Here is a 14,230-nt window from a genome sequence, read left to right on the forward strand (position 1 = left end):
GGCGTAACCCTCACCAACACCGGCACCATCGCCGGTGGGGCGGGCGGCGCTGGCGGGGCCAACAGCAACGGCGGACCGAGCGGTGCCAACGGGGTGGGCGGCGTCGGGGTGACCGGCGCGAACCTCGCGTTGACCAACGGCGGAACCATCTCGGGCGGCCTGGGCGGCGACGGCGTCACGCGCGCCGCGGCGGTCGCATTCACGGGCGGCACCAACAGCCTCACGCTGAACACCGGCTCGTCGATGACGGGCGCGATTTCGATCGGCGCGGGCGCCACCGCCAGCGTCATCGCGGGCGCCGGCGGCCTCAGCGTCAGCAACGCCTTGCTGCTGGGCGGCACGAGCACCATCGACACCAACGGGAACGCCCTGACGTGGACCGGCGCGATCTCCGGCGCCAGCGATCTGGTGAAGATCGGCGCGGGCGTGCTGACGCTGAGCGGTGCCGACGCCCACTCGGGCGCCACCAACGTCGCGGCGGGCACCCTGCGCGCGGGCGCGGCCAACGTGCTCAGCAGCGCGAGCCCCTTCACCGTGGCCACCGGCGCGACGCTCGACCTGGCCGGCAACAGCCAGACCCTCGCGTCGATGGCCCACAGTGGCACCGTCTCGCTGGTGGGCGCGGTGCCGGGCACCATGCTCACCGTCAACGGTCCCTGGGTGGGCAACGGCGGCACGCTGCGACTGGGGACCGCGCTGGGCGGCAGCGCGAGTGCGAGCGACCGACTCATCCTGAGCGGTGCCACCGCCGTCGCCAGCGGCACGACCAACGTGCAGATCACCAACCTGGGCGGCCTGGGCGCGCTCACCACCGGCAACGGCATCGAGGTGATCAGCGCCCTCAACGGCGCGACCACCACCGCGCAGACCACGAAGAGCGCGTTCGTGCTGGCCGGCGTGCACGTCGATGCGGGCGCCTACGAGTACCGGCTGCATGCGGCCGACGCTGCCGGCGCGGGCGAGAACTGGTACCTGCGCTCGACCGCCGCACCCGTGACGCCCGTGACGCCTGTCCCGCCCGTCACGCCGCCTGCCGGCGGTAGCGGCTCGGGCACTGGCGGCACCGGCGTCGTGCCCGTGCTCGTCGTGCCCACCTACCGCGCCGAAGTGCCGCTGTACGCCGCGCTGCCCGAGCAGCTGCGCCAGTCCAGCCTCGCGATGCTCGGCAACAGGCGCCTGCGCATGGGTGAGGACCTTGTAGCGGGCGCAAACCCGGCCAAGCCCACGCAGGGCTACCGCGAGGCGTGGGGGCGCATCATCAGCACCGAGCGCACCATCGCGCAGGGCGGCACCGTGAGCCCCACGAGCAAGGGGCGCCTCACGGGCTTCCAGGCCGGCACCGACTTGTGGGCCAACCCCGACTGGCACGCAGGCGTGTACGTCGGCCAGCTCGACGGCGACATGCGCGTGAACGGCTTTGCCAGCGGCCTGGCGAACCTCGGCGTGGGCACCAACAACCAGAAGAGCGAATACCTGGGCGCCTATGCCACCTGGAAGCACGCCAGCGGCGTGTACGTCGACGGCGTGCTGCAGGCCGGGCGCCACCGCTACACCGCCAGACCCACGCTGGGCTTCTCCCGGGGCGGCAAGGGCAACAGCCTGCTGGCGTCCATCGAGGTGGGGCAGTCGATTCCCATCGCGCAGAACTGGACCGTCGAGCCGCAGGTGCAATTGGTGCACCAGCGGGTGAGCCTGGGCGACACGGGCATCTCCGGCGCGCTCGTGCAGCAGAACAGCCACAACGGCTGGCGGGCACGCGCCGGCGTGCGCGTGAAGGGCGAGTTCGTCACCAGCGCCGGGGTGCTGCAGCCTTATGTGCGGGTCAATTTCCACCGCAGCAGCCGCGGCACCGACGTCACCCGCTTCGTCGGCCCGGCCGGCTTCACCGACATCGCGACGCGCACCGGCGGCAGCAGCACCGAGCTGGCGGCAGGGGCCACGCTGCAGGTGGCCGAGAACACGAGCGTGTATGTGGAGCTGGGCAAGCTGTGGTCGGGCTCCGGCGGCGACTCGCGCATCAAGAGCGGGGTCAATGCGAGCGTCGGCGTGAAGATGCGCTGGTGATCTCGTGAAGGGGCGCGCAAGGGCGGCGTCTACGCATGCCGCCGCGCGGCGGCGTGGAGCGTGTGCACGCGGGCCTCGCCGGACTGCGACACGGGCGACGGCCGCCCCCAACCCTGCGGCAGTTCATGCAGCACGGCGTTCGCATCGAGCGAGCGGATCGCGACCGACGTGTCGGCCGGAATCCGCCCCTGCGCCACCATCGCCTCGTAGCGCAACGCGCACACGCGCAGGAACGACGCGAAGTTGCCGACCTCGCCGCGCGCCGCCACCAGCTCGTCGTACAGCCGCTCGATGAGCTGCACCACGGCCATGCCGTCGCGCTGCGCGATCTCTTCGAGCACCTGCCAGAACAGGTTCTCGAGCCGGATGCTGGTGACCACGCCGTGCAGCCGCACCGAGCGCGTGCGCGCGTCGTAGCTTTGCGGATCGGCGCTGATGAAGACTTCGCACATGGGCCATCTCCTCGAGAGGCAGGGTGAATCGGGGCGACGCCGCACTGTAGCGCCGCCCGCGCCCATCCGTTCAGGTCAGTGTTCGATGCGGGTGCCCAGCACCACGAGGAACTGCGACAGCCACGCCGGATGCGCCGGCCAGGCCGGTGCGGTGACGAGGTTGCGGTCGGTCACGGCCTGGTCGACCGGGATGCCCATGTACTCGGCGCCTGCCAGTTCCACCTCGACCTGGCAGGCCGGGTAGGCCGACACCTTGCGGCCCTTGATGAGGCCCGTGGCCGCGAGCAGCTGCGCGCCGTGGCAGACGGCGGCCACCGGCTTGTCGGTGGCGAGGAAGTGGCGGGCGATCTCGACCACGCGGGGGTGCATGCGCAGGTACTCGGGCGCGCGGCCGCCGGGGATCACGAGCGCGTCGTAGGCCTCGGGGCGCACGTCGTCGAAGGTGGCGTTCAGCGTGAAGCGGTGGCCCGGCTTCTCGCTGTAGGTCTGCGCGCCTTCGAAATCGTGGATGGCGGTGTGCACCCAGTCGCCGGCCTTCTTGTCGGGCGCTACCGCATGCACGGTGTGGCCGACGGCCAGCAGGGTCTGGAACGGCACCATGGTTTCGTAGTCTTCGGCGTAGTCGCCGCAGAGCATCAGGATCTTGCGAGCCATCGGGTTTGTCTCCTTCGGATGAGGTGTAGCGAAACCGGCCGGCGCAGGGTGCGCGCCGGCCGTCGCCGCATTATTCGAAGGGGGCGGGCGCAGCGGGTAGCAGCGGGCTGTGATGCCGCTGCGGTCGCTATTTGACCGAGCCCGCGGTCAAGCCCTGCACCATGTAGCGCTGCATCCACGCGAACAGGATGGCGACCGGGACCACGGCGCAGATGGCGGCGGCCATCACCAGCTCCCACTGCACCACGTACTGGCCCGCGACCATGTTGGTGACGAGCACGGTCAGCGTCTGCTTCTCCGTGGAGCGGATCAGCGTGTAGACCACGGCGAACTCGTTCCAGGCATTGACGAAGGTGACCAGCGCCGTGACCGCCATGGCCGGCAAGGCCAGCGGCAGGAACACCTTGCAGACCGTGCGCACCGGGCCCGAGCCTTCGAGCCAGGCCGACTCTTCCAGGTCGCGCGGAATGGTCTCGAAGTACGAGGTCATCATCCAGACGGCAAAGGCAATGCCGAAGGCGCCATAGGCCACCACCACGGACAGCCGCGAGTCGGTCATGTTGCCGCCCTCGAACCAGGGCAGGCTGGCCGCCATCTTGAACAGGCCCACCACCAGCAGCACGGGCGAGATCATCTGCGTGATGAGCAGGAACTGCCGGTAGCCGCCCTGGCCGCGAAACTTCAGGCGCGCCAGCGCGTAGGCGGAAGGCACGCTCACGGCAATCGTCAGCACCGTGGCGGAGAGCGACACCAGCAGGCTGTTCAGCAGCGCGCGCCCGAAGCCGGTCTGGGCCCACATGGCGGAGAAGTTGCTCCACTGCCACTGCTGCGGCAACCAGCGCGCCGGATAGACGTAGATCTCGGACGCCGGCTTGAGCGCCGTGAAGAACATCACCGCGAGCGGAAAGACGACCACGGCCACCAGCGGCGCGAGCAGCAGCCAGCACCAGAGGCTGCGCACGAGTTTGTCGGGGCGGATCATGCGGCGGCCTTCGCGGACTGGCGCTTCTGCAGGCGCAGGTAGAACACGGTGAAGGCCAGCAGCAAGGCCAGCATCACGAGCGAGATGGCGGCTGCCTCACCGGGGCGGCCCAGGCGGAAGCCCAGCTGGTACAGCCAGGTGACGAGGATGTGCGTGGCGTTGTCCGGCCCGCCCTGCGTCATGATCCAGATGATGGGGAACGAGTTGAAGACGTAGATCACGTTCAGCACGATCGCCATGTGGATGAAGGGCTTGAGCAGCGGCAGCGTGAGCCGACGGAACTGCTGCCAGCGCGACGCGCCTTCGATGCCGGCCGCTTCGTAGATGTCCTGCGACACCGACGACAGGCCACCAAGAAAGATGGTGACGGTGAAGGGGATGGACACCAGGATGCCCACGCCCACCTCGACCCAGAACGCGAGCTGTCCGTCTGCCAGCCAGTTGATCGGCTCCTGGATGATCCCGACCATCGCGAGGCTCGCATTGACCATGCCGTACTGGCCGTTGAAGGACCAGGTCCAGACGATGGCCGTCATGGTCAGCGACACCGCCCAGGGCAGCATCACGATCGTGCGCGCCACGCCCCGGCCATAGAAATCCTGTTGCAGGATGAGTGCGATCGGCACAGCGCACAGCACCGCACCGCCGACCACGCACACGGTCCATTGCACCGTGCGCCACACCACATGGGCGAACACCGGATCGGTGAACACGGTGCGAAAGTTGTCCAGGCCGTTGAAGGCCCGCAGCAGGCCGAAGCGCGAGATGTCGTGCACCGACTGGAACACCAGGGTGGACAGCGGGTAGGCCAGGATGAAGAGGGTCAGCAACAGGCTCGGCGCAATCAGCCCCCAAGCCAGGGCAGGGCCTCGAACGGGATTCTGCATAGGGCAATTCGATCGGATAGGCGTGGTTGGGCGTGGTGCGACACGCGGGAAGCTGGCGCAGCCCAGGGCTGCGCCCCGGGGCTTGCTTGCTTACTTCTTGTTGAGCTTGGTGTTGGCCTCGGCCGCGGCCTTGTCCAGCGCCGCCTTCGGTTCCGCCTTGCCCTGGTAGATGGCCTGCAGCGCGTTGGTGACGGCCTGCGCCGAGTCTTCCCAGCCGGCGACCAGCGGGGCGAAGCGCGCGTTGGGCAGCAGGGTCACGAACTCGGAGAGCACCGGGTCGTCCTTGAATACGGGGTCGTTGGCGACCTCGCGCGTCACCGGCATGAAGCCTTCGCCCTGGTCGAACTTCAGCCGCGCGGTTTTCGAGAACATGAAGTTCAGGAATTTCTGGGCGGTTTCCTTGTTCTTCGAGGTCTTGAACATCATGATCGAATCGGTCACGCCGAAGGTGATGTCCTTGCCGCCGTTGGGCACGCCGGTGATGCCGTATTTCAATTGCGGCGCGTCCTTGGCGATTTCCTTGGCCAGCGGCGGCAGCGAAATGACCATGCCCAAACGCCCCTGCTTGAACAGGTTGTGCAGGTCGTAGCGCGTGTTGCCGGCCACGCCGGGCTCGGTCAGGCCCTGGTCGATCATGCTCTTGTAGAGCGTGGCGGCTTTCACGCCGGTCGGGGAATTGAAGGCGGCCTTGTTGCCGGCATCGAGCACGTCGCCGCCCATGCTCCACAGCGCGTAGTAGAAATAAGTGTCGGTATCCAGATCCTTGCCCTGGATGCCATAGCCATAGGCGCCCGTGGCCTTGATCTTTTTCGCGGCGGCAATCACGTCGTCCCAGGTCTTGGGGCCATTGGGAAAGCCTGCCTTGCTCAGCATGTCCTTGTTATAGAACATCGCGCGCACGCTGGCCGCAATAGGCAGCGCATAAGGCTTGCCATTGATATTGCCGGCTTTCAGGAATGCCGGAATGAATTGGTCCTTGAACGCCGCATTGGCGTAATTGTCGACCGGCTCCACCAGGCCGTCGTTCACGAAATCGCCCACCCAGCGGGTCGCGACGTGGGCCAGGTCGGGTGGGTTGTTGCTGGCGATTTCCGCCTGCAGTTTCTGCTGCATGTTCTCCCAGCTTCCCACCTCGACCTTGACCTTGTCTCCCGGGTTGGCCTTTTCGTAGTCCCGGGCCAGCGCCTCCAGCCAGGGGCGCGTGTTGTCGCTGTAGCTGGACATGGCGATGCGGATATTTCCTGCCTGGGCCGTGAGGGAGGAAAGACCCAGAAGAATTGCGCCTGCCAATAGAGTTTTATTTCGGTTTTTCATATTTAATTCCTCGTAAAGTGATTGGAAATGAATTAAATCTACGCCTGACTATGCTGCGATCAATGCTTTCGCTTTTTTATCTTACGAGTCGGTCGAATGGCGCCATAGATAGAGCTAACCCTTGATTTCTAAAAAACAGAACCCTGCCTGCGAAATATTGAAGGCCAAATTCCAACGGCGTCCTGTACGCTTCAAAATTCGAGCTCGAATTGCGCGCGGTAATTCATTGCCGCCCGGTCGGGAGAGGTATTGGCAATTCACAGGGCGCATTGCGTGGACACATCAATTTCGACTCCGTCTTCGAGTCATCCCCGCGCGCCGTCCCGGCGCGTGACGCTGGTCACGGGCGCCGCGGGCGGCATCGGCCAGGCCCTGTGCCGCCGCGTACTGCAAGCCGGCGACCGGCTGATCGCGCTGGACCACGACGCGGGCGCACTGGAAGGCCTGGGGGCCGTGTTGGCCGGGCAGGGCGTGAGTGCCGACGACCTGGCGCGGCTGCATCCCCTGGTCGCGGACGTCACCGACTGCGCAGGCCTGTGCGACAAGGTGGCCACGGCCGTTGCGGCTGTCGGCCCGGTGGACGTGCTGGTGTCGAACGTGGGCGCCGCGCGCGGGCCGACGGTGCGCAAGACCACGCCGCAGGACTGGCAGGCCGACATCCAGCTCAACCTGAATGGCGCGTTCCATTGCGTGGAGGCGGTGCGCCACGCCATGGTCGAGCGCCGCAGCGGGCAGCTGGTGCTCATCGGCTCGGTCAACGCGCTGACCACGCTCGGCCACCCGGCCTACAGCGCGGCCAAGGCCGCTTTGGTCAGCTACACCCGGTCGCTCGCCATGGAGCTGGGCGCCTACGGCATCCGCGCCAACATCGTGCTGCCGGGCACCGTCAAGACGCCCGCCTGGCAGGCGCGGGCCGACAAGAACCCGCAGGTGTTCGAGCAGCTGAAGAAGTGGTACCCGCTGGGCGACTTCGCGACACCCGACGACGTGGCCGATGCCGTGCTCTTCCTGGCGTCGCCCGCCGCGCGCGTCATCACGGGCGTGGCGTTGCCGGTGGACGCGGGCCTCATGGCGGGCATCCTGCCCATGGCCCGCGAGATCACGGTCGAAGACTACTGAGCCAGCGACTCACTTCCACAAAGACAAGGAGACCCCATGGCTCAGGTTCAACTCAAGCAACTGCGCAAGGATTTCGCGGGCGTGCCCGTCGTGCACGGCATCGACCTGGACATTGCCCACGGCGAGTTCGTCGTGCTGGTCGGCCCCTCGGGCTGCGGCAAGTCGACGCTGCTGCGCATGATCGCGGGGCTGGAGCCCATCAGCGGCGGCGAGCTGCGCATCGGCGGCGCGCGCGCCAACGACCTGTCGCCGCAAAAGCGCAACATCTCGATGGTGTTCCAGAGCTATGCGCTCTACCCGCACCTGTCGGTCTACGAGAACATCGCCTTCGGCCCGCGCACGCGCGGCGAGGTCGAAAGCGACTTCCGCCCGCGCATCGAAAAGGCCGCCAGCCTGCTCAACCTCACGCCGTACCTGGATCGCCTGCCGCGCGCGCTCTCGGGCGGACAGCGCCAGCGCGTTGCCATGGGCCGCGCCGTGGTGCGCGAGCCCGCGCTGTTCCTCTTCGACGAGCCGCTGTCCAACCTGGATGCGCAGCTGCGCGTGCAGATGCGCGCCGAGATCAAGGCCTTGCATCAGCGCCTGGGCAACACCATGGTCTACGTCACGCACGACCAGGTGGAAGCCATGACCATGGCCGACCGCATCGTCGTGATGCGCGCGGGCCGGGTGGAGCAGGTCGGCGCGCCGATCGAGCTCTACGACCGCCCGGTCAATCGCTTCGTGGCGGGCTTCATCGGCTCGCCCGCCATGAACTTCACGCAGGGGCAGGTGCATCGCGCACACGGCCGCACCTGGCTCGCGCTGCCTGACGGGCAGGCCTGGGACCTGCCGACTTCCGGGTGCACGCCGCTGCTGGCCGATGGACAGCACGTGCTGCTGGGGCTGCGGCCCGAGCATCTGCAGTTGGCCCCCGAGGGCCTGGCGCTGCGCGTGATCCTCACGGAGTCGACGGGCGACAAGACGCAGATCTACGGCACCGTGGCGGGCAGCGAGACGCCCTGGTGCGTCTCCGTGCACGACCGCGTGGCCCTCAAGCCCGGCGACCTCGTGCACCTGCAGGTCCGCGAGGCCGCATCGACCCATTGCTTCGACGCGCAGACCGAGCGCCATGTGGGCGTCGCGGCCCCGGCGCCGGCCGGGTACAGGCCGTCCGCGTCCAGCGTGGACGCGCGTGCCGGCGGCAGCGAAGGCCAGCGCCACGCCGCGTCGATCGCGTATTCGTACGGCTAGGCCATGCGCAACCATTGCATGTCCGAAGTCGAAACGGGCAACCACATCGGCGGGCGCTGGTCGACCACCGTCGACACCCTGCCGGTGGTCAACCCGGCCAACGGCGACACCATCGCCACCGTGCCCCGTTCGGGCCGCGAAACGGCGGACGAGGCAGTGGCCGCCGCCAAGGCCGCGGCCAAGGCGTGGGCCGCCACGCCCGTGTTCGAGCGCGCCGCGATGTGCATGGCGATCGCGGCCGAGATCGATGCCGCGCGGGAGGCCCTCGCGCACACGCTGTCGTGCGAGCAGGGCAAGGTCCTGGCCGAGGCGCTCGGCGAAGCCGCCAAGGCCGCCGACGGCTTCCGGCTTGCCGCCGAACTCGTCAAGCAGATGGGCGGCAAGACGCTGCCGGCGGAAGACCCGGGCAAGCTCGTCATGACGCTGCGGCAGCCGCGCGGCGTGTATGGCGTCATCACGCCCTGGAACTTCCCGGTCAACATCCCGGTGGAATACCTCGCCCCCGGCATCGCCACCGGCAACACCCTCGTCTGGGTGCCTGCGCCGTCCACCGCGCTCGTGGCCTGCGCGCTGATGGCAGTCATCGAAAAGGCCGGTCTGCCCGCTGGCGTTCTCAACCTGGTGATCGGCGAGGGCGCGACCGTGGGCGATGCGGTGGTCGTGCACCCGGACGTGACCGCCATCGCCTTCACCGGCAGCACCGCGACGGGCCAGCGCATCGCCGAGCGAGGCGCCGGAAAGCCCCTGCTGCTCGAACTCGGAGGCAACGGACCCCTGATCGTTTTCGAGGATGCCGACCTCGATGCCGCAGCCGCTGCAGCGGCAGGCGGCGCGTTCTTCAATGCAGGGCAGGTGTGCGCGGCGACAGGGTGCGTGCTGGCCCATGCCAGCGTGGTCGACCGCCTCTGCGACAAGCTGGTCGCCAAGGCCGCCGAGCAGGTGCTGGGCGATCCCTTGCATCCCGCCACGACCATGGGGCCGCTCAACAACGCCCAGGTGGCGGCCAAGGTGCGCGCGCATGTGGACGAGGCCGTTGAACAGGGTGCACGCGTGCTGTGCGGCGGCCGCGCGCGGCCGGACCTGGGCAGCGACCTCTTCTTCGAGCCGACCGTGGTGCGCGACGTCACGCCCGACATGCGGCTGTGCCGCGAAGAAACCTTCGGCCCGGTCGTGCCAGTCATCGCCTTCCAGGACGAAGCGCAGGCCCTGGCGCTGGCCCTGCAGAACGACTACGGACTCTCGGTGGGCGTCTTCACCCAAGACATCGGCCGCGGCATCGCCATGGCCAAGGCGATCCCCGCCGGCATCGTCAACATCAACGCGGGCACCACCTGGTGGGAAATCCACCTGCCCTTCGGCGGCGGCTGCGGCAAGAAGAGCGGCATCGGCCGGCTGGGCGGCATGCACACGCTGGAGGCGATGACCGATGTCAAGATGATCACGGTCACGCTGCCGGGTTGAGCCCTTCGATGCCGACGATCCCGCGCGCGGGGACTACTCCGGCTTTCCCCTGGCGGGCGTGCGAGCGGCGGTGGCGCGCCCCGGCTTCACGGGCCGCTGCCACCCCTGCATGTAGGCGATCAGCGACTGCGACAGGTGATTGGCCGCGAGCGACAGCCGCCGGGAATAGCTCGCGACCAGCGTGGCGCGCGCCGAGCGCAGCGACGCATCGGTGAGCGGAATGGCCACCACCTTGCCGGCCTCGATCAGCGGCGCGACCACGTCGCTCGGCTGGAAGGTGATGAGGTCCGACTCCGCGACCAGCCGGCTCGCGAAGGACAGCGAATTCGTCTCGACTGCGATGTTCAGCTTGAACTTGCCCTTGGAGCTGACGCGGTCGACCAGTTGGCGCAGGCCGAAGGAGCGGTCGGGCAAGGCCAGCGGCGCGTCGGCGACTTCCGCGAGCGTGCAGCTGCGCTGTTGTGCCAGGGGGTGCTGCGTCGAAGCGATCACGCACAGTGGCTGCTCGATCTTCTGCAGCTCGATGAGGTCGGGGCGCGGCGAGGCGCCGAACAGGATGCCCAGGTCGTACTTGTGCTCCGCCACCGACTCGCCCACCGCATGCGAGCCCATGAGATCGAGCGAGAAGGTGATGCCCGGGTGCGTCCGGATGAAGCTCGGCATGAAGCTGGTGAGCAGGCCGTGCAGGATGCCTTCCACGCAGCCCACCCGCACGTGGCCCTTGGCCAGCGTCTCGTACTCGTGGATCTGGCCCTTCAGGTCGGCCAGCTGCGTCTTGTTGTCCTGCGCATAGCGCAGCAGCAGTTCGCCGGCTGCGGTCAGCGCCATGCCGCGCGCGTGGCGCTCGAAGACGGGCACGCCCAGTTCGTCTTCCAGCAGCGCGATCTGCCGGCTCACGGCGCTCTGGGCGACGAAGAGCTTTTCCGCCGCCACGCGCACGGAGCCAAAGGCCGCGACCTCGTAGAAGTACCGAAGGGTGGTGGATTCGATCATGCGTGCACTCTACGGGATGGCGGGGAAGGGGCGCGGCGACGCTCAGTTCGCGGCGCGTGGCTGCCGTGTCAGCATGCGCCCCGCGCGCGCGAGCACGCGCGCCTCGTTCGCCCCACGATATGCGAGCACGCCGTTCACGAACACGCGTTCGATCCCTTCGCTCACGCCCAGCGGCTGGTCGTAGGTGGCGGTGTCGGTGATGGTCTCGGGGTCGAACACCACCACGTCGGCCATGGTGCCGACGCGCAGCAGGCCGCGATCGGCGATGCGCAGGTTGCGCGCCGTCATGCCCGTCATCTTGTGCACCGCCTGCTCCAGCGTGAAGAGCTTGCGCTGGCGCCAGTAGCGCGCGAACACACGCGGGAACGCACCCCACAGCCGCGGGTGCGGATGGCGGTCGTGCGGCAGGCCGTCGCTGCCGATCATGCTGCGCGGATGCGCGATGACGCGCTCCACGTCTTCTTCCTGCATCAGGAAATAGCAGGCGCCGCCAGGCTTCAGGCGCAGGCTGGCCTCCTGCTCGGTGGTGCCCCATTCGCGTGCGATGTCGGCGATGAGGCGCCCGGTCATCTCCGGGTGGGGCTCGGACCAGGTCAGCAGCACGTCGATGACGCCATCCACCATGTCCTCGCGCAGCACGGTGGAACCGGCCACGTAGGGATAGACGTCCATCGCGATCTCCTGGCGCTGCGACAGGGCGTCGATCAGCGGCAGGGTCTCCTTCGTGCGGCCCCAGTTGGCCGGGCTTGCGCACTTGTGGTGCGAGATGATCAAGGGCACGCCGGCCTCGAACGCCGAGTCGCCGGCCTCGTGCATCGCCTCGATGATCTGCTGCATCTCGCTGCGCAGGTGCGTGGCGTAGACGCCGCCATGGCGTGCCACGACGCGCGCAAGCGCGGTGACCTCTTCGGCCGGTGCTGCAAACGCTTCTTCGTAAAACAGCCCCGACGACAGGCCGTGCGCGCCCGCGGCCATGCAGTCGTCGAGCAACGCGGCCATGTGCGCCAGTTCATCGCCGTTCGCGGGCCGGTCGAGTGCCTGCATCGCCGCGAAGCGCAGCGTGGTGTGGCCCACGAGCGCAGCCACGTTGAGTGCGGGCTGCGTCGCATCGACGGCGGCGCGGTACTCGGCCATGGTTGCGTGCTTGAACGAGTCCGCGCCCAACAGCGTGAGCGGCGGCTTCGATTGCGGCGTGCGGTACGGCGCCAGCGAGATGCCGCAGTTGCCCGTGACCACGGTGGTGATGCCCTGCGACACCTTGGGCAGGCACAGCGGGTCGCGCAACACGATGGCATCGTCGTGCGTGTGTGCGTCGATGAAGCCGGGCGCGATCACCTTGCCGCGGCAATCGACCACGTCGACGTCCGCGATGTCCAGCCCTTCAGGCAGCCGTGTGCGCAGGCCTTCGCCGAGCGCGAGGATGCGGTCGCCCTGCAGCAGCACGTCGCCGGGCCACGAGGGGCCGCCCGAGCCGTCGACCACGAGGCCGCCTTCGAGCAGCGTCGCGCTGTTCTTCTGTGTGTTCATGGGGGAATGCGCCGCCTTGCTCAGAAATGGATCACGACCGCATCGCTCACGCGGTAGTCGTTTTCGACCACGGGCATCCAGTGCCACTTGTCGAAGGTGGTGCAGGGGTGCGAGATGCCCAGGCCGACACGGTCGCCGACGACCGGTGCCTGCGCTTCGTCATTCGCGTCCCAGCGCAGGTAGGCATGCTGGTCGTTCAGTGCCGTGACCTTCCAGCTGGCGGGCACCGCATGCGACTGCAATGCACCGCGTGCTGCATGCGCAATGGGGATGGGCATGGACATGTCGAAAGAGATGTCGCGCTTGCCCACCGAGAGAATCGCCAGCCCCGGCTCCGGCCGCGACTGCACGTTGGCCCAGACCTCCATCGCCGGCGTCAGCCCTTCGCCGCACTCGCACCCCATGCGCTCATCCGCCACATTCACCATGCGCTTGTAGAAGCCATGGTCGTGCGTGACGTAGCAGCCCGAGCGCAGCAGGCCGCGCACTGGCGAGCCCAGTGCGGGCTTCAGGCGCCCGGCAACGAGGTCGAAGATGGCCGAGCCGCCGGCCGAGACCAGCACCTCGTCGGTCTCGAAGAGCTGCTGCGTGTCGCAATGACGCGCGACGGCTTCGATCCGGTCCATCAGGGCCTTGGCAAAGGCCGTGTCCTGCTCGGTGGACCCGGTGGCATTCAGGCCTTCGTAGCTCTCGATGCCCACCAGCTTCGCGGCACCGCTGGCACGCACCGCGCTCGCCACGGCGACCGCTTCCGCATGCGTGCGGCAACCGGTGCGTCCGCCGTCGATGCCGACCTCGAGCATGACCTCGAAGGGCACGCTCGCAGGATGGCGCTTCGACCAGTCTTCGATCAGCGCCAGCTGCGCGATCGAATCAATCAGGAACACGACGCGCAGATCGGCATGGTCGGCCAGCAGCAGCTGGATGCCCGCGAGGTCTTCATCGCTCACGACCTGGTTGGCGATCAGCGTGCGGCGCGCACCTGCGGCCACGCCCACGGCCAGCTGCGTGACGGTGGCAAAGGTCAGGCCCCAGGCGCCGGCGTCGAGCTGGCGCTGGAACAGCTGCGGCGACATGGTGGTCTTGCCGTGCGGCGCGAGGTCGATGCCCCATTCGCGCACGCGCGATTGCATCCATTGGAGGTTGTGTTCCAGCGCCTCGCGCTTGAGTACGGCCAGCGGCAGCGGCAGGTCGCCGGCCAGCACGTGCCAGCCGGCGGCGCCGACTTCGCTGCGCAGGCGCGGCGGCTGGGTGCGCGGGTAGCCTTTGAAACGATCGCTCAGCAGCGGGTCGATGAGGTCGTGAGAGGAGGGCAGGGTGTTCATTGGAGCTCTCGGTTCATGAGGGTTGTCGCGTGGTCGTGGAACACCGCGGAACCGGCTTTGCCGGGCCGCTGGTGTTGCCCCCTGCAAGGGGGTTGGCGAAGCGACACGAAGTGCGCGAAGACTGGGGGTGAGTCATGGCGTTCGGATGCAGGCGCTGTAGTGTCCGGGAGAAAGTTCGTCGAGCGTGGGCACCGTCTGTGCACAGGCCTCGATGGCATG

At 68.2% G+C, this 14,230-nt stretch carries 12 protein-coding genes; 4 read left to right on the top strand and 8 right to left on the bottom strand.

Translation table 11 applies throughout. From position 1 onward, the window contains the following. On the top strand, positions 1 to 2,064 hold a 2,064-nt coding region (locus tag AC07XP_RS31195; RefSeq protein WP_495266841.1), incomplete at its 5' end, for an autotransporter family protein. Positions 2,065 to 2,093: 29 nt separating this feature from the next. Here the strand turns inward: AC07XP_RS31195 and AC07XP_RS31200 are convergent. The 5 genes from AC07XP_RS31200 to AC07XP_RS31220 form a co-directional block, all read right to left on the bottom strand. Next, a complete protein-coding gene (locus AC07XP_RS31200; RefSeq protein WP_495266842.1) occupies positions 2,094 to 2,516 on the bottom strand; it encodes a ribbon-helix-helix domain-containing protein in 423 nt (140 codons plus the stop codon). 75 nt (positions 2,517 to 2,591) lie between these two features. Then, positions 2,592 to 3,170: a DJ-1/PfpI family protein gene (locus tag AC07XP_RS31205; RefSeq protein WP_153282122.1), complete on the bottom strand. Its 579-nt coding sequence runs from the start codon at positions 3,168 to 3,170 to the stop codon at positions 2,592 to 2,594. A gap of 127 nt (positions 3,171 to 3,297) precedes the next feature. Then, entirely contained in the window at positions 3,298 to 4,152 is an 855-nt protein-coding gene (locus AC07XP_RS31210) for a carbohydrate ABC transporter permease (RefSeq protein WP_495266843.1), read from the bottom strand. After that, positions 4,149 to 5,039: a carbohydrate ABC transporter permease gene (locus AC07XP_RS31215; RefSeq protein ID WP_307696993.1), complete on the bottom strand. Its 891-nt coding sequence runs from the start codon at positions 5,037 to 5,039 to the stop codon at positions 4,149 to 4,151. Before AC07XP_RS31215 ends, AC07XP_RS31210 begins: the two co-directional genes overlap by 4 nt. Positions 5,040 to 5,129: 90 nt before the next feature. Beyond that, a complete protein-coding gene (locus AC07XP_RS31220) occupies positions 5,130 to 6,353 on the bottom strand; it encodes an ABC transporter substrate-binding protein (RefSeq protein ID WP_495266844.1) in 1,224 nt (407 codons plus the stop codon). A 330-nt stretch (positions 6,354 to 6,683) separates the two neighbouring features. On the opposite strand from AC07XP_RS31220, the gene AC07XP_RS31225 reads away from it, so the two are divergent. The 3 genes from AC07XP_RS31225 to AC07XP_RS31235 are packed head-to-tail and all read left to right on the top strand — an operon-like array spanning position 6,684 to position 10,166. Continuing rightward, positions 6,684 to 7,472, top strand: a complete 789-nt coding sequence (locus AC07XP_RS31225) for an SDR family oxidoreductase (RefSeq protein ID WP_495266845.1) — start codon at positions 6,684 to 6,686, stop codon at positions 7,470 to 7,472. 36 nt (positions 7,473 to 7,508) lie between these two features. Beyond that, positions 7,509 to 8,705, top strand: coding sequence for an ABC transporter ATP-binding protein (locus tag AC07XP_RS31230; RefSeq protein WP_495266846.1), 1,197 nt, complete (start codon positions 7,509 to 7,511; stop codon positions 8,703 to 8,705). An 18-nt stretch (positions 8,706 to 8,723) separates the two neighbouring features. Then, positions 8,724 to 10,166, top strand: coding sequence for an aldehyde dehydrogenase family protein (locus AC07XP_RS31235; RefSeq protein ID WP_495266847.1), 1,443 nt, complete (start codon positions 8,724 to 8,726; stop codon positions 10,164 to 10,166). A 33-nt stretch (positions 10,167 to 10,199) separates the two neighbouring features. Here the strand turns inward: AC07XP_RS31235 and AC07XP_RS31240 are convergent, their stop codons facing one another. The 3 genes from AC07XP_RS31240 to AC07XP_RS31250 are packed head-to-tail and all read right to left on the bottom strand — an operon-like array spanning position 10,200 to position 14,011. Next, positions 10,200 to 11,159 (bottom strand): LysR family transcriptional regulator, encoded by a 960-nt coding sequence (locus AC07XP_RS31240; RefSeq protein WP_062481526.1) that lies wholly within the window; start codon positions 11,157 to 11,159, stop codon positions 10,200 to 10,202. 42 nt (positions 11,160 to 11,201) lie between these two features. Continuing rightward, the gene (locus AC07XP_RS31245; RefSeq protein WP_495266848.1) at positions 11,202 to 12,686 is read right to left on the bottom strand and encodes an N-acyl-D-amino-acid deacylase family protein; all 1,485 of its coding nucleotides are present in this window, start codon (positions 12,684 to 12,686) and stop codon (positions 11,202 to 11,204) included. Between the two features lie 20 nt (positions 12,687 to 12,706). After that, positions 12,707 to 14,011, bottom strand: a complete 1,305-nt coding sequence (locus AC07XP_RS31250; protein ID WP_495266849.1) for an alanine racemase — start codon at positions 14,009 to 14,011, stop codon at positions 12,707 to 12,709. Positions 14,012 to 14,230 lie beyond the last annotated feature (219 nt).

This window comes from Variovorax sp. GW531-E2 (assembly GCF_059423125.1).